The 25,455-nt window shown below is 52.0% G+C and carries 18 protein-coding genes and 2 pseudogenes; 9 read left to right on the top strand and 11 right to left on the bottom strand.

Translation table 11 applies throughout. The features are described from left to right. Positions 1-14: 14 nt before the first annotated feature. The 7 genes from rraA to priA all read right to left on the bottom strand — a co-directional run bounded on the left by rraA (position 15) and on the right by priA (position 7,712). Positions 15-536 (bottom strand): ribonuclease E activity regulator RraA, encoded by a 522-nt coding sequence (gene rraA / locus HLG76_RS01710; RefSeq protein WP_025744239.1) that lies wholly within the window; start codon positions 534-536, stop codon positions 15-17. A 119-nt stretch (positions 537-655) separates the two neighbouring features. Then, complete coding sequence (locus tag HLG76_RS01705; RefSeq protein WP_077660335.1) at positions 656-1,561, bottom strand: 1,4-dihydroxy-2-naphthoate polyprenyltransferase; 906 nt, start codon at positions 1,559-1,561, stop codon at positions 656-658. 163 nt (positions 1,562-1,724) lie between these two features. After that, complete coding sequence (hslU, locus tag HLG76_RS01700) at positions 1,725-3,056, bottom strand: HslU--HslV peptidase ATPase subunit (protein ID WP_025744240.1); 1,332 nt, start codon at positions 3,054-3,056, stop codon at positions 1,725-1,727. A 2-nt stretch (positions 3,057-3,058) separates the two neighbouring features. After that, complete coding sequence (gene hslV, locus HLG76_RS01695) at positions 3,059-3,595, bottom strand: ATP-dependent protease subunit HslV (RefSeq protein WP_077577212.1); 537 nt, start codon at positions 3,593-3,595, stop codon at positions 3,059-3,061. Positions 3,596-3,701: 106 nt separating this feature from the next. Beyond that, positions 3,702-4,259, bottom strand: a complete 558-nt coding sequence (locus HLG76_RS01690; RefSeq protein ID WP_077461532.1) for an SPOR domain-containing protein — start codon at positions 4,257-4,259, stop codon at positions 3,702-3,704. Between the two features lie 71 nt (positions 4,260-4,330). Beyond that, positions 4,331-5,359, bottom strand: a complete 1,029-nt coding sequence (cytR, locus tag HLG76_RS01685; RefSeq protein ID WP_269087430.1) for a DNA-binding transcriptional regulator CytR — start codon at positions 5,357-5,359, stop codon at positions 4,331-4,333. 151 nt (positions 5,360-5,510) lie between these two features. After that, the gene (priA, locus tag HLG76_RS01680; protein ID WP_175992967.1) at positions 5,511-7,712 is read right to left on the bottom strand and encodes a primosomal protein N'; all 2,202 of its coding nucleotides are present in this window, start codon (positions 7,710-7,712) and stop codon (positions 5,511-5,513) included. A gap of 217 nt (positions 7,713-7,929) precedes the next feature. Here priA and rpmE point away from each other — a divergent pair, with 217 nt between their 5' ends. Next, complete coding sequence (rpmE, locus tag HLG76_RS01675; RefSeq protein WP_077461534.1) at positions 7,930-8,145, top strand: 50S ribosomal protein L31; 216 nt, start codon at positions 7,930-7,932, stop codon at positions 8,143-8,145. 255 nt (positions 8,146-8,400) lie between these two features. After that, a complete protein-coding gene (locus tag HLG76_RS01670) occupies positions 8,401-9,645 on the top strand; it encodes a malic enzyme-like NAD(P)-binding protein (RefSeq protein WP_077461535.1) in 1,245 nt (414 codons plus the stop codon). A gap of 98 nt (positions 9,646-9,743) precedes the next feature. On the opposite strand, the gene metJ is transcribed toward HLG76_RS01670, so the two are convergent. Next, entirely contained in the window at positions 9,744-10,061 is a 318-nt protein-coding gene (gene metJ / locus HLG76_RS01665) for a met regulon transcriptional regulator MetJ (protein ID WP_025673335.1), read from the bottom strand. A 186-nt stretch (positions 10,062-10,247) separates the two neighbouring features. Here metJ and metB point away from each other — a divergent pair, with 186 nt between their 5' ends. The 3 genes and pseudogenes from metB to metF all read left to right on the top strand — a co-directional run bounded on the left by metB (position 10,248) and on the right by metF (position 15,105). Further along, positions 10,248-11,408 (top strand): cystathionine gamma-synthase, encoded by a 1,161-nt coding sequence (gene metB, locus HLG76_RS01660; RefSeq protein ID WP_175992966.1) that lies wholly within the window; start codon positions 10,248-10,250, stop codon positions 11,406-11,408. A gap of 90 nt (positions 11,409-11,498) precedes the next feature. Beyond that, positions 11,499-13,924: pseudogene (locus HLG76_RS01655) on the top strand (bifunctional aspartate kinase/homoserine dehydrogenase II). A 281-nt stretch (positions 13,925-14,205) separates the two neighbouring features. Further along, complete coding sequence (gene metF, locus HLG76_RS01650) at positions 14,206-15,105, top strand: methylenetetrahydrofolate reductase (RefSeq protein ID WP_025744244.1); 900 nt, start codon at positions 14,206-14,208, stop codon at positions 15,103-15,105. Positions 15,106-15,217: 112 nt separating this feature from the next. On the opposite strand, the gene HLG76_RS01645 is transcribed toward metF, so the two are convergent. The 3 genes from HLG76_RS01645 to ppc all read right to left on the bottom strand — a co-directional run bounded on the left by HLG76_RS01645 (position 15,218) and on the right by ppc (position 19,923). Further along, a complete protein-coding gene (locus HLG76_RS01645) occupies positions 15,218-15,766 on the bottom strand; it encodes a PadR family transcriptional regulator (protein ID WP_077646886.1) in 549 nt (182 codons plus the stop codon). A 58-nt stretch (positions 15,767-15,824) separates the two neighbouring features. Next, positions 15,825-17,102, bottom strand: coding sequence for an O-acetylhomoserine aminocarboxypropyltransferase/cysteine synthase family protein (locus HLG76_RS01640; protein WP_175992965.1), 1,278 nt, complete (start codon positions 17,100-17,102; stop codon positions 15,825-15,827). A gap of 187 nt (positions 17,103-17,289) precedes the next feature. After that, positions 17,290-19,923, bottom strand: coding sequence for a phosphoenolpyruvate carboxylase (gene ppc, locus HLG76_RS01635; protein WP_077461540.1), 2,634 nt, complete (start codon positions 19,921-19,923; stop codon positions 17,290-17,292). Between the two features lie 532 nt (positions 19,924-20,455). Between ppc and argC the strand changes: the two are divergent. From argC to argH, 4 genes and pseudogenes are all read left to right on the top strand, one after another. After that, positions 20,456-21,465: pseudogene (gene argC, locus HLG76_RS01630) on the top strand (N-acetyl-gamma-glutamyl-phosphate reductase). Positions 21,466-21,474: 9 nt separating this feature from the next. Further along, a complete protein-coding gene (gene argB / locus HLG76_RS01625; RefSeq protein ID WP_175992964.1) occupies positions 21,475-22,254 on the top strand; it encodes an acetylglutamate kinase in 780 nt (259 codons plus the stop codon). A gap of 55 nt (positions 22,255-22,309) precedes the next feature. Next, positions 22,310-23,521, top strand: coding sequence for an argininosuccinate synthase (locus HLG76_RS01620; protein ID WP_175992963.1), 1,212 nt, complete (start codon positions 22,310-22,312; stop codon positions 23,519-23,521). 35 nt (positions 23,522-23,556) lie between these two features. Further along, positions 23,557-25,443: an argininosuccinate lyase gene (argH, locus tag HLG76_RS01615; RefSeq protein ID WP_175992962.1), complete on the top strand. Its 1,887-nt coding sequence runs from the start codon at positions 23,557-23,559 to the stop codon at positions 25,441-25,443. Positions 25,444-25,455: the final 12 nt, after the last annotated feature.

Genomic DNA, 25,455 nt, shown 5'->3' with positions numbered 1-25,455 from the left:
GTCAACTGACGCCACTAATCCTCGTCGAGATCATCGTCTTCTTCGTCGACTTCGGTGATGCTGAGCGGATCCGGCGATAAGATGACGCCTGTGGTGTCCGCATAGACATGGTCATCCGGCAAAAAGGTGACGCCGCCAAAGTTCACGGGGACGTCGGTTTCACCGGTGCCTTGTTCATCAGCGCCCACAGGGATAGAGGCCAAGGCCTGGATACCTATGTCGATTTCATCGATGGTATCCACGTCGCGCACGCAGCCATAGACAATCATGCCAGCCCAGTCGTTATCTGCCGCGAGCTGTGCAATCTCGCCATCAATTAAGGCGCGACGTAACGAGCCACCGCCATCGATCAACATAATCCGCTGCTCGCCGTCTTGCTCGGCCATCTCGCGAATTAAGCCTGTATCTTCGAAGCATTTTACCGTGGTAATTTGGCCACCAAACGAGCTGCGGCCCCCATAAGAGCTAAACATTGGCTCCACGACATCCACTTGGTCGAGGTACATGTCGCATAGTTCCGAGGTATTGTATTCCATAGTCTAACTTCTTGTTGAGGCAGAAAAAGGCTGGCAAGCTTGCGCTGCCAACATGGCAAGTCCAAGTATAACGGGGCAATAAGGGTTTGCAATGACAAAGCGGCTAATCTGTGTCTTTATTAGACTAACAGCATCCCAGTCATAAATAGCCCATTAGTCACTAAGGCGCAGCGCACCATGTTGCCCATCATTGGCCGAAGCGCGTTAGCATTCGCCGTTTGATACACTTCGCGTCCGTGGCGAACCAATAAGGGCACACTCGCCAAGAACAACCATCCCAGCCAAGCTTGTAAGGTCAACGCGGCAAATAATGAGTAACAAACAATCGCACCGGCAAGTAGGATGACATGGTACTGCCGGCCTCGCTCGGGACCCAAGCGAACGACCAGGGTGTGTTTGCCACAAGCACGATCATTATCAATGTCTCGTAAGTTGTTGATGTTGAGCACGCCGACAGCCAGCAATCCGCATGCTGTCGCAGGCAAGATCACTAGCGAGTCAATCTGTCCAACTTGCAAATAGTAGGTCCCGGCGACGCCTAGCCAACCAAAAAACATCAGCACCGATAAATCACCGAGGCCTCGATAGCCGTAAGGTTTATTGCCGACGGTATAGGTGATCGAAGCGACGATGGCCATCAGGCCGAGCAATAAAAAGCTAATAATATCGGTGGGCTGCTGACAGGCAATCGCGATCAGTCCGCCGCCACTTAACACGGTGAGGGCAATATTGAAGGCCAGAGCGCGGCGCATGGTGGCGAGGCTCACTTTGCCCGATTGGATGGCACGCATCGGACCTAAACGGGTCATGTTGTCCGTGCCTTTTATCGCATCCCCGTAGTCATTAGCAAGATTAGAGAGGATTTGTAAGAATAAAGCGGTGATCAGCGCCATGACACTGATAGACCAAGAGAGGTTGCCTTGCGCTGCGGCGACCGCACTCCCTGATAAAATGGATGTCACGGCCAACGGCAGCGTTTTGGGTCGCGCAGCATCAAGCCAAATAGCGAGCGTAGGGTGCAGCATAGCGATCCTCGAGACGAAAAAACGATGTCACTATTATTACGCAAGCAGCACAAGGAGTAACGAGTTCGCGACCGAAATCCGGCTTCCTATTGCGCCAGCTCAAGTTTTGATGCAAAAAAGGGCAGCGTTTGCTGCCCTAAGTTCGATAGTTGACGTGTCGTGACTACAGGATAAACCGACTTAAGTCTTCGTCATCCACCAGCTCTTCGAGGTGGCTACGGACGTATTCTGCGTCAACCACAACCTGTTGACCGGCGCGTTCACTGGCTTCGTATGAGACATCTTCCATCAGTCGCTCCATCAAGGTATGCAGACGACGCGCACCGATGTTTTCGGTTTTCTCATTGACTCGCCACGCCGCGGAAGCCAGCTCATCAATACCGCTTGGCTCAAAGCTCAAGTCAATCTCCTCGGTTTTGAGTAGTGCCGAGTATTGCTGGGTCAGTGAGGCGTTCGGCTCGGTAAGAATCCGTTTGAAGTCATTGGTTGACAATGCTTCTAGCTCGACGCGGATCGGGAGACGGCCTTGTAGTTCCGGGATCAAATCTGACGGACGTGAGACCTGAAATGCACCAGAGGCAATAAACAGGATATGATCGGTTTTGATCATGCCATGCTTGGTTGAGACCGTACTGCCTTCAACTAACGGTAAGAGATCACGCTGTACCCCTTCACGTGATACATCGCCACCACTGGTGTTACCCGACTTACAAATCTTATCGATTTCATCCACGAACACGATGCCATTGTTTTCCACCATGTGGATGGCTTGCTCTTTGATTTCTTCTTGATTGACCAGCTTAGCCGCTTCTTCTTCGGTCAGCGCCTTCATTGCGTCTTTGATTTTCATCTTACGCTTTTTAGTGCTGTTGCCGGCAAGGTTTTGGAACATCCCTTGCAGCTGATTGGTCATTTCTTCCATGCCCGGTGGTGACATGATTTCTACGCCCATTTGCGGCGCCGCAACATCGACTTCCACTTCTTTGTCGTCAAGTTTACCTTCGCGTAATTTTTTACGGAAGCTTTGGCGTGTTGACGAATCTTCTTGGGTCGCTTCGTTTTGGCCCCATGCATCACGCGCTGGAGGCAGTAAGATGTCGAGGATACGATCTTCCGCTTGTTCTTCGGCGCGGAATTTGACTTTTTCCATCGCCTGCTGCTGGGTCAGATTCATCGCCACATCCGCGAGATCACGAATAATGGTCTCGACTTCTTTACCCACATAGCCGACTTCGGTGAATTTGGTCGCTTCTACCTTGATAAAAGGCGCATTAGCTAATCGCGCAAGACGACGTGCAATTTCGGTTTTACCGACACCGGTGGGGCCAATCATCAAGATGTTTTTCGGGGTCACTTCCGCACGCAAGTCTTCTGGCAGTTGCATACGGCGCCAGCGGTTTCGCAGTGCGATCGCCACCGCACGTTTGGCATTGTCTTGACCAATAATATGGCGGTCAAGTTCGTGCACGATTTCGCGTGGAGTCATTTCAGACATCACTAATCCTGTTTATTACTCTCGAGTTCTTCAACCGTGTGTTGTTGGTTTGTAAACACACATATATCACCGGCGATGGTTAGCGCTTTCTCTGCAATCTCGCGGGCGTCTAACTCGGTGTTTTCTAACATGGCAACGGCGGCGGCTTGCGCATAGTTACCGCCTGAGCCAATAGCAATCAGATCGCGCTCGGGCTCAACCACATCACCATTACCGGTAATGATTAAGGAAGCGGTTTCATCCGCGACAGCCAGTAGGGCTTCAAGGCGACGCAGCGCGCGATCGGTTCGCCATTCTTTGGCAAGCTCAACGGCTGCTTTGGTTAGGTGCCCTTGGTGGAGCTCAAGCTTACGCTCAAAGCGCTCAAATAAGGTAAAGGCATCTGCGGTACCGCCAGCAAAACCAGCGAGCACTTGGCCGTTATACAAGCGACGAACTTTTCGCGCATTACCTTTCATGACGGTATTGCCGAGCGATACTTGACCATCGCCAGCAATAACCACTTTACCTTCGCGACGGACGGAGACGATTGTAGTCACGGGAACCTCTTTGTTTGTGTCTGGTGCACCAGATGGGTGATTAATCTAGATGGTTGGGTTTTGACGCTGACTTTTCAAGGGGAGAGCGCAATACTTTCCCCGTTCGCTATTCCCAATACCAAATAGCACAAGGTTCGACACCGGCGCGACGCAGCATATTGCGATCTTTCTCTGCTTGGCGCTTGCGCGGGTAAGGGCCAAGCACCACACGATACCAAGTGCCTTTCTCACCAGGGCTTACCTTGATTTGGCTTTCTAGCCCTTGAAACGCAATGATCGCTTTACGTTCATTAGCCTGCCCTTGGCTACGGTAAGCACCGCATTGCATGAGGTAAGGACGGGTCGATTGTGGCAGCGCTTTTGCTTTCACTTCTACTTCCTTGCCTTCCAGCTCTTCGATGTAGCTCCATTTTTCTTTGGGCTTTTTCGGTAGACTTTCTACCTGGCTTTGCGTGGCCGGTTGCGTGTGAGACACGGGGGGAGAAGGGGGTGTCGGTGCATCGGTTTTGCTCAACCAATACAGGCCATAAGCAAACGCACCCACTAAGACGACAGCAAGCAGCGCCCATTTAAATGGGAATCCAGCCCGCGTCTTGGTCGGTTGGCGGCGAGTATTTTTTTTACGCGGCGCTTTGCCACGTTTAACGTAATCACGAGTTGCCACAGCAAATAATCAAATTAAGAAGCCAGTAAAGGGCTCATATTACTGGCTTGAGCCCGTGCTGACTAGTCTTACTACCGAGACGGAGGGGCGACACTCTCACGGATCACCAGCTTGGCGTCCAAAAGGCGGGAGCCGGGGGTCACTTCTCGTCCTTGTAACGTGTTTAGCAGCATCAACATGGCTTGGCGGCCAATGTCATAGCGAGGCTGCGAAACGGTCGTGAGTGGTGGATCGCAATACTCGGCGAATTGGATATCATCAAAACCAACAATGGAGATATCTTGCGGGACCCGCATGCCTAAACGTTTCGCTTGTTGCATCGCGCCGACGGCCATGACATCGCAGTGACAGAATACCGCAGTGGGTGGCTCAGGCAGTGAGAGCAAGTTGGTGATGGCACGCGCTCCGGAGGCAAAACTAAAGTCACCGACGACGCTATACGCTGGATTGATGGTGATCCCCGCTCGATGTAACGCTTGCTGATACCCTTGTGAGCGGAACTGCGTTAATGCTGTCTCCGGTACGCCGGTAATGTTAGCAATCCGAGTATGGCCGACTTGGGTGAGATAATTAACCGCTTCAAAGGCAGCGGTAAGGTTATCGATATGAACCGTCGGTAATTCCAGATCGGGCGCATATTCACAGGCCATGACCAGTGGCGGTAAGTTTTTTTGCTCAGGCTTGCTGACATCAAAAGGGACGTCGGAGCCAAGCAGCAGCATGCCATCCGCTTGTTTAGTAAACACCAGATTGACGAATGAATTTTCACGGTGGTGTTGCTGGGCACTGTCACCCAGTAGAACTAAGTAGCCATGTTCCATGGCGGCTTCTTCAATGCCGCGAATAATCTCACTAAAGTAGGGATCACAAATGTCCGGTACAATAGCGACGATGGTTTTTGATTCATTGCGACGCAAGTTACGCGCAAGTGAATTAGGGGAATAACCAGCTTCAACCACAGCATGTTCAACTTTTTTACGCGTGCTGGCTGACACCTTCTCTGGGTTCATCAGCGCGCGCGATACCGTTGCTGTGGATACACCGGCAATGTGGGCAACGTCCTTCATTGTCGCCATAATGACAGTCCTCTTGTTATCTATATTGTGAGATCAAACAGTTATTAGCTCATCTGACCTGTTTTCTTAGCCAATTGCGGCCCTATTTTACCTATGCTTGTCCAATTTAAATACGGACAAGCTAACACTTATTGCAATGAAAGTGTGACTTGTGTCGACTTACGGCAAGGGAGTATTAAGAAAGGTCTTGCGGCTCGACATCTAAAGACCAACGTACTTTGCGCGAAAGGGGTAATTGATGGACTGCAGGAAGAGCCACCGTTAGCCACTGCTGCATCACTTTTCGACTTGGGGCTTGGATTAATAATTGCCAGCGATAACGGCCCGCGCGTTTGGCCATCGCTGCGGGCATAGGGCCCATGACATGGCTTTCATCGTGTTGAATGGGGGAGGCAGCGAGCGTTTGACGTACTTGTTGTAAAAACTGCTGCACACTGTTTTCTTCATGGCCTTCGGCGCGAAATAAACTTAAGAACGTATAGGGCGGAAGCCAAGCTTGGCGGCGTTCAGTGAGCGCCGACTCCGCAAAGGCTTGATAGCCTTTGTGTACCAGCGATTGGATCAGGCTGTGCTCGGGATGGTGCGTTTGTAATAGCACCGTCCCTGGCTTGCTGGCGCGACCGGCGCGGCCGGCGACTTGCACCATCAGTTGCGCCAACCGTTCAGGCGCGCGAAAGTCATTACTAAACAAGGCACCGTCGACATCAACTAACGCCACTAGGGTGACATTGGGAAAATGATGGCCCTTAGCGAGCATTTGTGTGCCCAGTAGGATCTGATATTCGCCCTTTTCTATGCCATTAAGGTAGGTTTCCAAGCTGCCCTTACGGCGGGTATTGTCGCGATCAATACGCACGGTTTTATACTCAGGAAAGAGCCCGCCCAACTGGCCTTCAAGCTGCTCGGTGCCCACGCCGACACTGATTAACTGGGTGGAGCCACAATCGTGACACTGGTGCGGAACGGGTTTTTGGTGGCCACAATGATGACAACGCAATTCTTGCTGTTGCTGGTGAAGGGTGTAGTAAGCATCACAACGTTGACAATTCGCGAGCCAGCCACACTCGTGGCACATCATGGCGGGCGCATAGCCACGGCGATTTAAAAACAACATGACCTGATTGCCTTGTTGTAGGTGCTGGCGCATTTCGGCGATCAACGGCGCGGATAATCCAGCGTCGAGGTAATGGCCCTTAATATCGAGTATTCCCTGACGTGCGGTCACCGCATTACCTGGACGCTGAGTCAGCTTGAGGTACTGATATTTACCGGTTTTTGCGTTATGCAAGCTTTCCAAAGAAGGGGTGGCAGAACCGAGTATCACCGGCACTTTTTCTTCATGACCACGCATAACCGCTAAGTCTCGGGCATGATAACGAAAGCTATCTTGCTGTTTATACGAGGGGTCATGCTCTTCGTCAATAATGATGATGCCTAAATTAGCCATCGGCGTGAACAGGGCAGACCGTGTACCAATGACGATTGCTGCTTGATTCTCGCGCGCGGCCAACCAGGCTTTTAGTCGATCGTTATCATTTAAGCCTGAATGCATCACGGTTACCGGGACATGAAAGCGGCGCTCAAACCGGCGAATGGTTTGTGGGGTGAGGCCGATTTCTGGTACCAAAATTAAGGCTTGTTCACCGCGAGCAAGCACAGGTTCGAGCACGTTTAGGTAGACCTCTGTCTTCCCTGAACCGGTGATCCCCTCGAGTAAAGCACAAGCAAAGCCGTCATTGGCATTGATGGTGGCAACCGCCATCGCCTGTTCATGGTTGAGTGCCGGTTTGTCTTCGGTGACGGCAAAATGCGGTTGCCAGGCTTGAGCGTTTAGCGGTGGTGTGTAGGGGGCTATCCAACCTTTTTCAGCCACGGTTTTTAGCACCGGTGCGCCGATGTCTTGTTCGATCAAGTCGGCATGGGTGGCAGGGCCGTGTGTGAGCAACTGCAATACCCGAGCTTGTTTAGGGGCACGGCTCAGGCCCGAGAGGGGTTGGTTTTGTCCTGACTCGGTAATTTGCCACCATTTTTGCTGTTGTAATGCCGCAGGGCGTCCTTTTCGAAGCAGGGTTGGCATCACAGCGCCCATCGCATCCCCTAGCGGATGATGATAAAAGCGGCTTGCCCATTGGAGTAAATGATAGACGCCGGGCGTCCAAACCGGTTGGGTATCCAATACGGCATCGAGCACCTTGAGTTGGCTCGCGTCCACACTGGCGGTTGCGGATAAGCCGGTGACAATCCCAACTTTGTGTTGGCGGCCAAAGGGCACTTTTACCCGCCCACCGATGATGGGGTGTTGATTCTCACCGATTCGGTAATCAAAAGTTTTCGCTAACGGGACCGGTAGGGCCACCTGAGCAAACTGTTCCATCACAACATCTTATTGACCAGAAGGGGGCTCAGTGTAACGGTTCGCCTTCGGTTGGCAAAGCCTTGTTGTACGGTGACGCGGCGTGGTGATTGCACAAAAAAGTTGCGAAACCGAGGGGGCTTGATTAGAATTGCGCGCCTTAGAAAATATTTGTTAACGACGTGTGGTGCCCGGCTTAGGATCGGGAGAGCGACACGGCCTTTAAAATGAGGTTATCCCTATGAAAGCTGGTATCCATCCAGAGTACAAAGCCGTCACAGCAAAATGCTCTTGCGGTAACGAATTTGCGTTCAGCACAACCCTAGGTAAAAACATCAACCTAGACGTGTGTGACAAATGTCACCCATTCTACACCGGTAAGCAGCGTATCCTTGATGCTGGTGGCCGTGTTGATCGCTTTAAGAAACGTTTCGGTGCCCTTAGCAGCAAAAAATAAGCAGCTATTGACCGAATATAGAGAAGGGACGCATCAGCGTCCCTTTTTTTGATCGTATCGTCCTAGTATTCGGACAACAGGTCCGAGCATCATCGCGAATACGGCGTTAGTACTGGTGGACGTTTCCCCGCTGCGTTACCATCTTTACCCTTATACAAACCTTTCCTGTGTGGTTTGTAGAGTGTCTGGCTAATATCGGTCATCCTTCCCTGCCGGTATTGGTTACCCCTTCACGATAATAACTAGGAAAACGACATGTCGGACGATAAACGCCAGCAAGCGCTGGATTATCATGCATACCCTACACCCGGAAAAATCTCTGTCGAACTCAGTAAGCCTGCTGATTCAGCGGCGGATCTTGCTCTCGCCTACAGCCCAGGCGTTGCTGAACCTGTGCGTGAAATAGCCCAAGATGCGGATGCCGTATATCGCTATACCGGTAAAGGCAATATGGTTGCGGTGATCTCAAACGGCACCGCGATTTTGGGGTTAGGGAATTTAGGGCCGATGGCGTCAAAGCCTGTCATGGAAGGCAAAGCGTTATTGTTCAAGCGTTTTGCCGGCTTGGACTCGATCGACATTGAAGTTAAACACCGCACCATCGATGAGTTTGTTGATACCGTAGCCAATATTGCTGACACCTTTGGCGGTATCAACCTTGAAGATATCAAAGCCCCAGATTGTTTTGAGATCGAAAAGCAGCTGATTGAACGCTGTGAAGTGCCTGTCTTCCATGATGATCAACATGGTACCGCGATTGTCACTGCTGCGGGGATGCTTAACGCGCTCGAGTTGCAAGGCAAAGATATTGGTGAAGCCACCATCGTGTGTCTCGGTGCGGGTGCCGCTGCGGTGGCCTGTATGGAGCTATTGATTAAATGTGGCGCCCAGCGCGAAAAGATTTACATGCTGGATCGCAAAGGGGTGATTCACACCCGTCGTGATGACATTAACAAGTATAAGCAGCTGTTTGCCAATAACACGGATAAGCGTACCCTCGAAGATGTGATTGAAGGTGCGGATCTCTTTGTTGGCGTATCAGGCCCGGATTTGCTCTCGCCTGAGGCATTAAAACTGATGGCGGATAAGCCTGTCGTGTTTGCCTGCTCAAACCCAGATCCTGAAATTAACCCAGAGGTTGCGCACCAAGTCCGGGATGATCTGATCATTGGAACGGGGCGTTCGGATTACCCGAATCAGGTGAATAACGTCTTGTGTTTCCCGTTTATTTTCCGGGGAGCATTAGATGTGCGTGCCAGTGAGATTAATGATGCGATGAAGTTGGCCGCCGTTGAAGCGATTCGTGGTTTGGCGAAAGAGCCTGTACCACAATCGGTCTTAGATGCCGCGGGCTTGTCTTCACTCAGTTTTGGCCCGGATTACATCATTCCCAAGCCGATGGATGCCCGTTTACTGCCTAAGGTAGCACGTGCCGTGGCGCTTGCGGCCGTCGAAACCGGCGTAGCCCGTATTGAGATGCCAGACAACTATATGTTGTAAAGAAAACATGTTGTAAAGAAAACATGCTGTAAAGAAAACATGTTGTAATTAGAAAACAGTGTCTTACCATAAAAAAACCGCCGATGGCGGTTTTTTGTTTAGTATTCACTGTCGTCAAACTCAATGCCCAACTCTTCCATGATCCGACGTGCCTCGGCAGGAATGCTATCGGGTTTATCCTTACGGATGTCGTCATCGGTTGGCAGAGGCTGCCCGGTATAGGCATGTAAAAATGCCTCACACAATAGCTCACTGTTGGTCGCATGACGCAGGTTATGAACCTGACGGCGAGTGCGCTCATCAGTAAGAATTTTTAATACTTTAAGTGGGATAGAGACGGTGATCTTCTTTACCTGCTCTTTCTTTTTACCATGTTCGGCATACGGATTAATGTAATCGCCGTTCCACTGCGCCATGTCTCACCTATCTTGATTATGGAATACCCAGAATGATGCTGCGGAGATTTTAGCTATATTAACCGCCACATGCAAAGGTGTTTAGACGTCTAGAAGTGTTGACGTCCCAAAAGCGCCGAGGTAAAGTAGTATGATGACGACTGGATCACGTAAACCGTGCCAGCGCAACAAGAGCAAGGATGAACCATGACAGGTAAAAAAACCGACACCATTGCCGTTCGAACAGGAATTGGCACTGACACGCAACATCATGCGGTTGTGCCGCCTTTGTATTTATCAACCAACTATCGTTTTCCTGCTTTTGGCGACGTTCCCACTTATGATTATGCCCGTGGGGGCAATCCAACTCGAGCTCAGTTAGAGCAAGCGTTAACGGAACTGGAAGGCGGAGCCGGTGCCGTGGTGACCAACTGTGGGATGGCAGCCATTAACTTGGTGTTGTCTTTACTGGATGCAGGGGATCATATTGTTGCACCGCATGATTGTTATGGTGGTACCTTTCGCTTGTTAGAGTCACGCGCCAAGCAAGGGATTTGGCAGGTCAGTTTTGTCGATCAATCTGATCACCAGGCGTTAACCGCTGCGCTGGCAAAACAGCCGAAACTGGTGTTAGTTGAAACACCCTCTAATCCGCTATTGCGTGTGGTCGATATTGCTAAAATCTGCCAACAGGCCCACCAAGTGGGGGCATGGGTGGTGGTCGATAACACCTTTTTATCGCCAGCACTCCAACAGCCGTTTTCACTGGGTGCGGACATCATCGTGCATTCCACTACTAAATTTATTAATGGTCACTCTGATATTGTCGGTGGCGCTGTAGTGGCGAAGACGCCTGAATTGGCTGCAACATTAGCGTGGTGGGGCAACTGCTTGGGCGCAACAGGCAACGCCTTTGACAGTTATATGACATTGCGAGGGTTGCGTACTTTGGGCGCTCGGGTTAAACAACATCAACAAAATACGCAAGCGGTATTAGCCTATTTGCAAACAGTCCCTGCGGTGCGGCAACTCTATTATCCCGGTTTGGCGACACATCCAGGCCATGACATTGCCGCCCGTCAGCAGTTTGGATTTGGTAGTATGCTCAGCCTCGAGCTGGACACGGACTCTGCTGGGATCGCACGTTTTATTGAAGGCTTATCCTTATTTGCGCTTGCCGAGTCGCTGGGCGGGGTAGAAAGTCTGGTCACGCATCCAGGATCAATGACCCATCGTGCGATGAGTGATGACGCGCAAGCCGAGGCTGGCATTACCCCAACGTTGCTGCGTTTTTCTATTGGACTAGAAGACGCAGAAGACTTAGTGGCCGATTTGGCGCATGCCTTCGCCCATTTAGCTAACCAGTAAAACCGATTGCTATAGGTGTTGCTGTCATAGCACGCCGCTTTATTGATATTCATTGAGACCAAGAGAGACCTCGCCATGCACGCGCAACCGATGGACACCGCCCCCGAATCACAACGCCAATTGCATAAATTTGGTGGCAGCAGTTTAGCGAGCCCAGATTGTTATCGCCGTGTGGTCGATGTGCTGACGGGGCATGCAAAGGCGCACGACTTAATTGTGGTCTCTGCGGCGGGGAAAACGACCAATCAGCTCATTGCTTGGCTCGCTCAACTGGGCAAAGATGGCCGGTTGGCGCATGAGACCTTGCAAGGCGTCCGTGCCTTTCAGCAAGACTTGATTGAAAATCTGATCAACGGTGATCACAAACAACAGTTGGTTGATGCCTTATCTGCTGACATCGCGACGATCGCGTCGCTCGGGGAGACAGCGCTGAGCGACAGCGTACAAGCCGATGTGCAAGGGTTCGGAGAGGTTTGGTCGGCGCGTTTATTAGCCGCGCTGCTTAATCAGCAGTGTCGTCAGGCGGTGATGTTGGACTCGCGCCACTGTTTACGCGCGGAACGTGCGGCTCAACCCGAGGTCGATCGCGGCGCATCATGGCCACTATTACGGCAGCAACTTTCTCAGCACACGCAATCTCACGTCGTGATTACGGGATTTATGGCGCAAAATCAAGCTGGGGAAACCGTGCTTTTGGGGCGTAACGGGTCAGATTATTCGGCCACGGTACTCGGTGCGTTAGCGGGGGTCCGCCGCGTGACTATATGGAGTGATGTTGCCGGTGTATACAGTGCGGATCCACGCCATGTCGAGAATGCTTGCTTGTTACCCTTAATCCGATTGGATGAAGCAGGCGAATTGGCACGCTTGGCGGCGCCCGTGCTTCATAGCCGTACTTTACAGCCAGTGGCGCAAAGTGCGACCGATCTGACCTTACGTTGTACCCAGGCCCCCGATAGTGGCTCGACCCATATAGAGCGTGTACTGGCTACCGGACGCGGGGCAAAGATCATTACATCTTTGGATGATGTGTGCCTATTGCAGTTTGATGTCGCCCGCGGGAAGATTTTCAGGCAATTAAACAAGAGTTGAGCCGCATCCTCTCTCAGCTGAAAGTGCAACCACTGGCGACGGATTATCAAGATGATCAGTATCGTATCTTGCTGGCCTTTACGGCGGAGGTCGTGGCCTCGGTCATGGCCCAGATCCAGGATGCCGGGCTATCCGCGGAGTTGAAGCTGCGCGAAGGGTTTAACATGGTTGCTGCCGTCGGAGCCGGCGTGGTCAATAATCCCGTGCACTGTCATGGTTTTTATCAGCAGCTGAAGTCACAGCCTGTAGAGTTTATCAGTGAATCTGCATCTGGACTGAGCATGGTGGCGATTTTGCGTCAGGTGCATACGCCTGCCCTTGTGGCCAGCTTGCATGATGCGCTGTTCCAAGCCCAACGTCGCATTGGCTTGGTGTTGGTAGGAAAAGGAAACATTGGCGCGCGTTGGCTCAGCTTGTTTGCCGAGCAAAAATCGCACCTCGAAAAGCGTCATGGCAAGGAGGTGTCGCTGATTTCTGTGGTAGATAGTCGTAATCAATGGTTAGATTTTGCTGGCATCGATCCAATGCAGATCAGGGATGACTTTGATGACAATGGCACGCCATACTTTGATGATGAATGGTTAACACGCTTATTGAATCATCCTTATGATGATGTGGTGATTTTGGATGTCACTGCCAATACCTCACTGGCAGCTCTCTATCCGCGTCTCGCCGAGCATGGTTTTCATTTAATCTCCGCCAACAAAGAAGCCGGCGCGGCACCGGCCGAACAATACCATGCGATTCAACATGCGTTTGCGAAAACGGGGCGCCATTGGTTATATAACGCCACGGTAGGCGCTGGGCTGCCGATTAACTATGCGGTTCAAGACTTACGTGAAAGCGGTGATCATATCCTCGCACTCTCAGGGATCTTTTCCGGCACGTTATCCTGGCTTTTTTTGCAATTCACCGGCGAGGTCCCGTTCAGTGCTTTACTTGAACAGGCATGGCAGCAAGGGCTAACTGAACCTGATCCGCGTGACGATCTGTCGGGTGCCGACGTGGTGCGTAAATTAGTGATTCTCGCAAGAGAGGCGGGCCTGTCATTGGAGCCCGAGCAGGTCAAGGTTGAGTCACTGATACCGCCAGCGCTGCAATCTTTGTCGTTAGATGCGTTTCTCGATAACGCCCATCAAATGGATGCGTGTTTACAGGAGCGATTGGAAAAAGCGCAGCAAGATCGCGCCGTGTTGCGCTATGTGGCGCGTCTAGAAGCCAATGGTAATGCGCAGGTGAGCTTAGAAACCTTACCGAGTGAGCATCCGCTGGCGCATCTACTGCCCTGTGATAATGTGTTTGCGATTGAAAGCCAATGGTATCGTGAAAATCCATTAGTGATCCGCGGACCGGGAGCGGGGCGTGATGTCACCGCTGGGGCGATACAATCGGATTTGAATCGCTTAATTGGGCGTCTTCACTAATGTCCTTTTAGTAAACGTGATCTTCGCAAACGTGAAAGCTGTCTTACTCCACATAAGACAGCTTTTTTTTATCTGAAGATCACGTTATATGACGCGCTTTTGGCTGCTGCTCTCGGTTGCTTCCTGCATGTTGACTATCTTCATAATACTATGAGTTCTTTTCATGGCCGAGATCGTTGACATTTCACCCAAATAACGACAACCTTTAGACATATGGACGTCTAAACGTATAAACCAAAAACGCACATCATCGCGAATAAAACCGGTTGCAGGGAGAGGGTATGAGCTATACGCACGCAGGCCACATTGATGCACTTAATCAGAATATTGCCGACTTAGACGGTGATATTAACGTCTCATTTGAGTTTTTTCCGCCCAGCACGCCCAGTATGGAAGAAACTCTCTGGAATTCCGTGCACCGCCTCAAAGGGCTTAAACCTAAGTTTATGTCAGTGACTTATGGCGCCAATTCTGGTGAGCGTGATCGCACCCATGACATCGTGAAAAGTATTCATGATCAAACGGGGGTCGCGGCGGCGCCCCATCTAACCTGTATCGACGCCACTGAAGATGAGCTGCGCCATATTGCCCGTGACTACTGGCAAAATGGTATTCGTGACATTGTGGCTTTGCGCGGAGACTTACCGTCGCCGGAGAAAAAGCCGACTATGTATGCGGCGGACTTGGTGCGGTTGCTCAAAGAAGAACATGACTTTGATATTTCTGTCGCCGCTTATCCTGAAGTGCACCCGGAAGCGAAAAGTGCGCAAGCGGACCTCATTAATCTGAAACGGAAAGTCGATGCCGGTGCCAGTCGTGCCATTACCCAGTTTTTCTTTGATGTGGAAAGCTACCTACGTTTTCGTGACCGCTGTGTGGCGGCGGGGATTGATGTCGAGATTGTGCCGGGGATTTTGCCCGTCTCCAACTTTAAGCAGGCTTCTCGGTTTGCGCAAATGACGCATGTGCGTGTCCCACAGTGGATGCACAAACAGTATCAAGGTCTTGAGGATGACCCTGTGACCCGGCAGATGGTCGGTGCCTCGATTGCTATCGATATGGTGCGCGTACTCAGCCGTGAAGGGGTAAAAGATTTTCATTTTTATACCCTCAACCGGGCCGAATTGACCTATGCACTTTGCCATACTTTGGGGGTTCGCCCATTGGCTGTCGCACCTTAGCTAAACCGTTAAACCGCTAAACCGCTAAACCGCCAAACCGGTTTACCTTTAGCCAAAAAAAGCGCCCCGTTTCGTGGGGCGCCTAGGTTGCGAGTTGTGTTTATTGTTCTGGTTAGGCGCTGGCGGCCAGCATCGTAAGCTCATCGCGCACTTCTTGCGCCCAGGCCATCCAAGCGCGACGTTGATGAATGCTGCGTCGTAATGCTAATCGCATGAGGCGTTGTTGTTGCGTTAATGATGTGGATTGACCGTAATCACGCTGCTCAAGCAGAGCATAATGATTAAGTAGTTGTTGTGATTCCGCAATCAAGTTATTGATATGCTCGAGCATCGGCGTGGGGTCCAAGACCTCACAGCTGAGTAGGCGTGCGACGTACTCGTCGCGAGGCGGGGCCAGCTTAGGCGCTTGGATAAACCACGCCTCTAACACCTCGGTGCCGACAGGGGTGATGGCATAGACTTTTCTATCTGGTTTGCCGACTTGCGGCTCAAGTCGATAGGTCACAGCACCTCGCTCGGCGAGCTTAGTCAGTTCACGATATACCTGTTGATGGCTGGCTTTCCACACATTACTGATAGTGGTAGAAAACGCCTTGGTAATATCATAACCCGTGGCTTCGCAGTTGCTGAGTACCGTCAGTATGACATGGGGAAGTGACATCTTTTATATCCACATTTATTGGTATAACAATCGGTTCGCATGAGTCGCCTGTCTCGGGCTATTTTACTGCACTCAATGCTTGTTCAAGGTCGGCAATGATGTCATCAATATGCTCAATGCCGATACAAAGACGGATCATTTCTGGGGTCACCCCGGCCTTCGCTTGCTCTTGCGCATTCAGTTGACGATGGGTGGTAGAGGCGGGATGGCAAGCAAGTGACTTAGCATCACCAATATTGACCAGGCGTTTAAATACATTCAGCGCATCATAAAACTGTACCCCCTCATCAAAGCCACCTTTTAAGCCGAAAGACAGCAGTGATGCGGGCAATCCGCCGCGGATAAGCGACTGGGCACGTTGGTAATGAGGATGAGTTTGTTGACCGGCATAGTTCACCCATGCCACCGCTGGATGACTGGCAAGGTAATCCGCCACCGCTTTGGCATTCTCGCAGTGACGCTCCATACGCAGGCTCAAGGTTTCGAGACCTTGCATCAACATAAAGGCGTTCATCGGCGATAAGGCGGCGCCGCTGTTACGCAAAGGCACGGTACGCGCGCGGGCAATAAATGCCGCCGGGCCAAAGGTATCGCTATAGACCACGCCGTGATACGCCGGCTCGGGCTGTGAAAATTGCGGGAAGCGGGCTTGATGTGCCACCCAATCAAAGGTGCCGCCATCAACGATCATACCGCCTAGGGTGGTGCCATGGCCGCCAATGTATTTGGTTAGCGAGTGCACCACGATATCGGCGCCATGTTCAATCGGTTTGCATAGCACGGGCGTGGCCACGGTATTGTCGACCACCAAAGGGACACCGTGCGCGTGGGCAACCTTGGCAAGACCGGGGATATCGGCAATATTGCCGGCCGGATTACCAACCGATTCGCAATACACCGCTTTGGTATTGGCATCAATCAGCGCTTCAATCGCACTGGCGTCGTCACTTTGGGCAAAACGTACTTCAATGCCTTGTTCGGGGAGCATATGAGCAAACAAGGTATAGGTGCCGCCGTAAAGCTGTGGTGTGGCGACGATGTTATCACCGGCCTTGGCTAGGGTTTGGATTGCATAGGTAATTGCCGCGGCGCCAGCACTGACGCATAGGCCTGCGATACCGCCCTCTAATGCCGCCACACGTTGTTCTAATACATCGTTGGTGGGATTCATGATCCGCGAATAGATATTGCCCGGCACATCGAGGTTAAACAGATCAGCACCATGTTGGGCGTTATCAAACTCATAGGCGACGGTTTGATAGATGGGGGTAGCGACTGATTTGGTGGTCGGATCGGTCTGATAACCGTAATGAATCGAGAGGGTTTCGTCTTTCATGGCAATTCCTTTGCGTTTTCCTTTGCGTTGTTAAATCGCGTCACCGCGACCTTCCATAGTAATAATACTATCAATGTAACAGCAAGCCTTAGACGTGGCTATGGATAAAAAATCTCGCGTGTGCGTCGGTTTCTATTTGCTCGCTTGATACAAAAAAAGCCGCACCCGAGGGTACGGCTTGAGTCGATTAGCCAGTGTTACGCAGGCCTGCGGCAATGCCCGCGATGGAGATCATCAAGGCATCGTCAAGCGACTGATCGTCCTCTTCACATTGCCGTGTACGGTATAACAGCTCAGCTTGCAGCATATTCAGTGGCTCGACGTAAATATTACGTAAGCGAATCGCTTCAGCGCCCCATGGGTTTTGCTCCATCAGGTTATCGCTGTTTTCCACCGCCAAAATCACTTGAATGTCTTGGCGTAATTGATCGCGGAGTGATTCACCCAAAGGCCAGAGGCTTTCATCGACCAAACGCTGATCATAGTATTTGGCAATATCGAGGTTGGTTTTGGTAAACACCATCTCCAGCATGCCAAGCCGGGTGGAGAAGAATGGCCACTCACGACACATTTCTTCTAGCTGGGCTTTATGGCCTTTGGAAATGGCATGATCGATCGCTTGTCCAGCGCCCAGCCAAGCTGGAAGTAAGAGGCGATTTTGACTCCAGGCGAAAATCCAAGGAATTGCCCGTAAGCTCTCGACACCGCCATTGGGGTTACGTTTGGAAGGGCGCGATCCCAGTGGCAATTTGCCTAACTCAAGCTCTGGTGTGGTGGAGCGGAAGTAAGGCACAAATTGCTCATGGCCGCGAACCACATCGCGATAGGCTTGGCAAGAAATGTCACTCAAGGTATCCATCAGCGCACGCCACTCTTGTTTGGGCTCTGGTGGCGGTAGCAGGTTAGCTTCCAAAATGGCGCTGGTGTAGAGGTTCAAACTGTTGACCGCGACATCGGGCAGCCCCAGTTTAAAGCGGATCATCTCGCCTTGTTCGGTCACACGGAGGCCACCTTTTAAACTACGAGGGGGCTGTGACAACAAGGCGGCATGGGCGGGCGCACCGCCACGGCCTACGGTGCCGCCACGGCCATGGAAGAGGGTTAAATCAACCCCTTGGTCATCGCATAAGTTGACCAGTGCTTCCATGGCGCGATATTGCGCCCAACCGGCTGCCATCACCCCGGCATCTTTAGCTGAGTCCGAATAGCCTATCATCACCATTTGGAAGTTCTGAGTAAAGCCACGGTACCAATCAATCGCCATGAGCTCGCCAATGACTGATTCCGCGTTGTTCAGGTCGTCCAAGGTTTCGAATAACGGGCACACATCCATGCGGAATGGGCAGCCGGCTTCTTGGAGTATCAAATGTACCGCCAGCACGTCCGATGCGGTCCTCGCCATTGAAATCACATAGGCACCCAGCGCTTCACGCGGCTGCTGGGCAATCACCCGGCAGGTGTCGATCACCTCTTTGACGTCATCCGACGGGGTCCAATCACGGGGTAATAGCGGCCGTTTCGAGGACAATTCACGGATCAAGAAGGCTTGTTTGTCTTGCTCGCTCCATTGTGCGTAATCGCCCATCCCCAAATAGCGGGTCACTTCTGAGAGCACATCGGCATGACGAGTGCTTTCTTGGCGAATATCGAGCTTGATTAAGTGAACACCAAAACATTGCACGCAGCGAAGCAAATCAAGCAACTTACCGTCGGCAATAATGCCCATGCCGCATTGGTGGAGTGACTGATAACACGCCAGTAATGGCTGCCACAGCTGCTGGGTGTCGGTCAGAATGCCCTGTGATGACGTGCGTTCGCCTTTCAGCTTGGCATCTAAATAACTTAATGTGTGATTGAGCTGACTGCGCAGCGTTTTCAAGATCGCGCGATACGGTTCGTGCGCCTCGCCGGCCATCTCGCGCACGGTGTCATCACACTGAGTCATCGACAGTTCGCTGATCAGATCTTGCACATCACGCAAATACAGGTCGGCGGCTTTCCAGCGTGAAAGCAGCATCACTTCACGGGTGACCTCGCTGGTGACATACGGGTTGCCGTCGCGGTCACCGCCCATCCAAGAGGAAATTTGTACTGGCTTGGCATCAATGGGCAAGTTGATGTCTAAATGGCTCTCAAGCTGCTGATCGAATTGGCGTAAAAATGCGGGCACTGCTTGCCATAATGAATTTTCAATCACCGCGAAGCCCCACTTGGCCTCGTCGAGCGGTGTCGGGCGCTCTTGGCGAATCACATCGGTATGCCAGGCTTGTGCAATCAACTGTTCAAGGCGTTTCTCGGTTTTGGCTCGCTCGTCGGCGCCTAAATAGTCGCTCAGCTCGAGTTTGGATAAGCATTTATTGATTTGCACCAAGTTATGAATGGTGGTACGGCGCGCAATTTCAGTGGGGTGCGCGGTCAGGACTAACTCAATTTTTAAATCGGCGATCGCCTTCTGCGCGTCATTGGCATCAATCTCACCTTGGCTGACGCGTCGGAGCAGGTTATCAATCGCATCGGGGCTACACTCATGGGTGTCAGATTGGCGCGACACCGTATGGTATTGCTCAGCAATATTAGTCAGATTCAAAAATTGGCTAAAGGCGCGGGCGACCGGAAGCAGTTGGTCTGCGGGTAAGTTTTGCAGCACGGTTTTCAGCTTAGCATGATCATCCTGATTACCTGCTGCAGCCGATTTTGAGAGCTGACGAATTTCCTCAACTTTTTCTAAAAGTGCGGGGCCATGGGCATCTTCAATGGTGTTGCCCAGCAGATGGCCAAGCATACTGACGTTACTTTTTAAGGCAGAGTACTTTTCGTTCATAGCGTATCCATTCTGTAACAAAGTTACATCCTACTGTGACTGTAAAGACCCAATCTAGCGAATGTTGCGTGATCGGGTCAACTTAACCGCAAGTTAGCGCGAAAACTGGCTACCGGATTTGATGCTTATCATAGAGCCACCTCAAAAGATGAAAAAAAGTTTCAGCTTTCATGTTTGCTAGCTTCTAGAGGGTCTCTCCGCGCTCGTCATCGTGGGATTTTGTCGTAAATGACGACCGTGTTATTTGCATGGTTAGATAGAATTATTGCTCTAATATGAATAAATAGAGATTAAAAGTGATTTTTTACGCTTTTTGGGGTTGACGGGTAAACGGGAATGCGATAAAAAATAACCATTCACTATTTATGAATAAAAATATTTTCTAAGACGAGTCGACCATGATACTAGGTACCGCCAAACACAATATCCTTGCCCTTCGACGACGCTAGCCTGCTTTGCGTGGCTATCCGCTACGCCCTCGATACTCTGCTGCGCCGCAGCACGCCTTAAATATCCATAAAGAGAGACACCCATGACACTTAACACCATTATTGTCGGTGCCAGTGGCTACACAGGAGCCGAGCTTGTCGCCCTTGTCCATCGCCATCCGCAATTGCACTTGGCCGGTTTATATGTCTCGGCAGGCAGTGAAGACGCTAATCGTCCTGTGAGTGCGTTGCACGGGCAACTGCGTGGCGTGGTGGATATGCCACTGATGCCATTGTCCTCGCCACAGGATGTCGCCAAGCAAGCTGATGTGGTGTTTTTAGCCACCGCGCATGCGGTCAGTCATGAATTGGCGCCGGTTTTTCTGGCTCAAGGTTGCGTGGTGTTTGATTTGTCGGGGGCGTATCGGGTCAATCAAGCCGATTTTTATCCCGAACACTACGGTTTTGCGCACCAATCGCCGACATGGCTGGCGCAAGCCGTGTATGGCTTGGCCGAGTGGCAGGGTGAGGCATTGCAAGCAGCGCAGCTAGTCGCCGTACCTGGGTGTTACCCCACCGCCAGTCAATTAGCGCTGAAACCTATGCTGGATGCAGGCTTGTTGGATAAACAAATGTGGCCGGTGATTAATGCTACCAGCGGCGTGACGGGCGCGGGGCGCAAAGCGAGTCTGACCAACAGTTTTTGCGAAGTGAGCCTGCATGCCTACGGGGTGTTTTCTCATCGTCATCAGCCAGAGATTGCCGCACACCTAGATACGCCGGTGATTTTCACCCCGCACCTTGGCAGCTACAAACGCGGCATTCTTGCCACCATTACCGCCAAATTAGCGCCAGGTGTTAGTGAGGCGGAGGTGGGGCAGGCACTCTCTCACGCCTATCAAAGGCGCCTTTGGTACGGGTGCTTCCTGCCGGTGAGGTGGCCAAGCTACACGCGGTGCAACATACCGGCTTTTGCGATATTGGCTATCAGGCCGCGCATGGGCATCTGATCCTTACCAGTGCGATTGATAATTTACTTAAAGGCGCGGCCAGCCAAGCCGTGCAGTGTTTAAACCTGAAGTTTGGCTTTGCCGAAACTACCGCGATTGTCTAGGAGAAACGGATGAAAACGCCATTAGTGATTAAATTAGGCGGCGCGGCACTGAGCTGCAGCGAGACCCTCGCCAAGGTTTTCGGCGCGATCAATACCTATCGCAGTGAGGCGGATCGCCCGTTAGTGCTGGTGCATGGTGGCGGTTACTTGGTCGATGATCTGCTCAAAAAGCTCAACCTCACCAGTGTCAAAAACCAAGGCTTACGGGTCACGCCCGCCGACCAGATTGATTATGTCACCGGTGCGTTGGCAGGGACAGCAAACAAGTTGCTGTTAGCCCAAGCACGTAAAGCAAACATTAAAAGCTGTGGCTTGAGCTTGGCCGACGGTGGCCTGTGTCAGGTCAGCCAGCTGGACCCTGAGCTGGGTGCGGTGGGAGAAGCCAGCGCCGGCGATCCCAGCCTGCTGCAGGCGGTACTGGCCGCAGATTGTGTCCCCATTATTAGCTCGATTGGTATCAGTGACCAAGGTGAGCTGATGAACGTTAATGCCGACCAAGCAGCGGTCGCGGTGGCTACCACCCTCGGGGCGGAGCTAGTGCTGCTGTCGGATGTCAGTGGTGTATTGGATGGCAAAGGCCATCTACTGCCCTGTTTGACCGAGCTGGATGCGCAACACCTGATAGAAAAAGGCGTGATCACCGATGGCATGGTGGTCAAGGTCAACGCGGCGTTTGCCGCCGCCCGCGAACTGGGTAAACCGGTGGAGATTGCCACTTGGCGTTACCCAGAAAAACTCACCCAATTATTCGATGGCCAGCAAATCGGCACCCGGTTTAGCGCCAGTTAATAAGACGTATAACGACGCTACTCAAACCGTCGCATCATGATTTAAGGAGAGCAAGATGAGCAAAGTCAACAAAGTGGTACTGGCCTATTCGGGTGGATTGGATACCTCGGCCATCATTCCCTGGCTAAAAGAAAACTATGACTGTGAAGTCGTCGCCTTTGTCGCCGACGTCGGTCAAGGCGAACAAGAGCTCGAAGGCATTGAGCAAAAAGCGCTCGCTTCGGGGGCATCACAGTGTTTTATCGCCGATCTAAAACACGAAATGGTAGCGGATTATATTTATTCCAGCCTGAAAACCGGTGCGGTGTATGAAGGCAAGTACCTACTTGGCACCTCGATGGCGCGTCCTATCATTGCCAAAGCGCAGGTCGCGTGCGCCCTCGAGGTCGGCGCGGATGCGCTTTGCCACGGCTGTACCGGAAAGGGGAACGATCAAGTCCGTTTTGAGAGCACCTTCTCCGCGCTGGCGCCGCAGCTGAAAGTGATTGCGCCTTGGCGTGAGTGGGATCTCACCAGTCGTGAAGCCCTGCTCGATTACTTGGCCGCCCGTGATATTCCGTGCACGGCGAGCCTTGAGAAAATCTATTCACGTGATGCCAATGCTTGGCACGTCTCAACCGAAGGCGGCGTGTTAGAAGATACCTGGACGGCGGCCAACCAAGATTGCTGGGTATGGACTGTCGCGCCGGAAGAGGCGCCCAATACGCCCGAGTTTGTCACCTTGGGAGTACAAAGCGGGGAAGTGGTCTCGGTCGATGGTGAATGCATGTCGCCTTATGACGTGTTAACGCTATTGAATGACAAAGGTGCTGAACATGGCGTGGGACGGATTGATATCGTTGAGAACCGTTTGGTGGGGATGAAATCTCGCGGCTGCTATGAAACCCCGGGTGGCACCATCATCATGGAAGCGCTGCGCGGCGTTGAACAATTGGTGCTAGATAAAGAGAGTTATCAGTTCCGTGAGGAGCTCGGTTTAAAAGCCTCTCACCTGATTTATGATGGGCGTTGGTTTACGCCACTTTGTCAGTCGATTGTTGCCGCGGCCAATTCCCTTGCCGCGCCGGTAACGGGCGAGGTGGTGATCAAACTCTATAAAGGGCAAGCGACGGTGGTACAAAAGCGCTCGACCAATAGCTTGTACTCGGAAGACTTTGCCACTTTTGGTGATGATGACGTCTACGATCACAGCCACGCCGAAGGCTTTATCCGTTTGTATTCGCTGTCGAGCCGGATTCGGACACTGAACAAACAAAAACAATCCTAATTAAAAAAGCATCGTGAGCAGTAAGGAGAGACAGCATGGCATTATGGGGCGGACGCTTTAGTCAAGCAGCAGACAAACGGTTTCAAGCGTTTAATGATTCGCTGCGCTTTGACTATCGCTTAGCAGAGCAAGACATTGTGGGCTCCATTGCTTGGTCGAAAGCCTTGCGTTCAGTGGGCGTGCTGAGTGATGACGAGCAACAGCAATTGGAGCTGGCGCTCAATGAGCTCAAGCTGTCGGTGATGGAAAACCCTGAGCAGATCTTAAACTCAGAGGCCGAAGACATTCACAGCTGGGTCGAGCAGCAACTGATCGATAAAGTCGGGGATTTGGGCAAAAAGCTGCATACCGGGCGCTCACGCAACGATCAGGTGGCCACGGATCTCAAACTGTGGTGTCGCCAGCAAGGCCAGCAAATCTTGCTGTCTCTCGATAAGCTTCAGCAGCAGCTGGTGGATGTGGCGGGTCAGCACCATGGTACCGTGCTGCCTGGCTACACCCACTTGCAGCGTGCACAACCGGTGACCTTTGCCCATTGGTGTCTGGCCTATCTGGAGATGTTTGAGCGTGATACCACGCGTTTGCAAGATGCGCTTAGTCGCTTGGATACCTGCCCACTCGGATCGGGGGCGCTGGCAGGCACCGCGTACCCGATTGATCGCGATGCCTTGGCACAAAACCTGGGATTTAGACGGGCCACCCGTAATAGTTTGGATTCGGTCTCGGACCGCGATCATGTGATGGAGATGATGTCTGCTGCATCCATGTCGATGTTGCATCTGTCGCGGATGGCCGAAGATATGATCTTCTATAACTCGGGCGAGTCCGGGTTTATCGAGCTGGCCGATACCGTCACCTCAGGCTCGTCGCTGATGCCACAAAAGAAAAACCCCGATGCGTTAGAACTGATACGTGGTCGAACGGGTCGGGTGTATGGTTCCTTGTCGGCAATGATGATGACAGTGAAAGCCTTGCCGCTGGCCTACAACAAGGACATGCAAGAAGACAAAGAAGGGCTATTCGATGCCATGGACACCTGGCATGACTGCTTAGACATGGCGGCCCTGTGCTTTGAAGGCATCACCATCCATAAAGACAAAACCTTGCAAGCGGCGCAGCAAGGTCATGCCAATGCGACCGAGCTGGCCGATTATTTGGTGAGCAAAGGGATCCCGTTCCGTGAAGCCCACCATATTGTTGGCGTGGCGGTGGTGTCAGCCATTGAGCAAGGGTGTGCGCTGGAAGCGCTGCCGCTAGAAACCTTGCAGCAATTCTCACCGGTGGTTGAAGATGATGTGTATGCCATGCTCACGATTGAATCCTGCCTGGCCCAACGTCGTGCACTCGGTGGGGTCGCGCCCGAGCAGGTTAGCTTTGCCATTCAAGAAGCGCAAAAGCGTTTGGATAAGCGCTTTACCCCCAAAGTCACGGTGCGCTCAGCAAGGCTCACCGATCTCGATACCATCGAAGGCATGGTGGTGTATTGGGCGAAGTTGGGGGAGAACTTACCGCGCGACCGCCATGAATTGGTGCGCAATATTGGCCTGTTTGCGGTATCCGAGCATCAAGGGGATTTGACCGGTTGCGGCTCGCTGTATATTTACGACTCAGGGCTGGCAGAAATTCGCTCTTTGGGAATAGAAGCTGGCTGGCAGCGCCAAGGTCACGGTACGGCGTTGATGATGCACTTGATTAAAAAAGCCAAGCAAATGGCGATCGAGCAAGTCTTTGTCCTCACCCGGGTGCCCGAGTTTTTCACCCAATTAGGCTTTACCCCAGTGTCGAAATCGCAACTGCCTGAGAAAGTGATGAAAGATTGTGAAATCTGTCCGCGCTTTCATGCCTGTGACGAAGTGGCTCTGACCTATAACATTGCGGGGCCAGCGACGATCTCGACCTTCTCACATGCAGAGATTGAGTAAAAAAGTGTGGGG

Source organism: Salinivibrio sp. EAGSL (genome assembly GCF_013366455.1).
In the GTDB taxonomy this organism is placed as follows: Bacteria; Pseudomonadota; Gammaproteobacteria; order Enterobacterales; family Vibrionaceae; genus Salinivibrio; species Salinivibrio costicola.
Note: the sequence above shows the minus strand (reverse complement) of the source record. Positions and strands in the feature narration are given on the sequence as shown.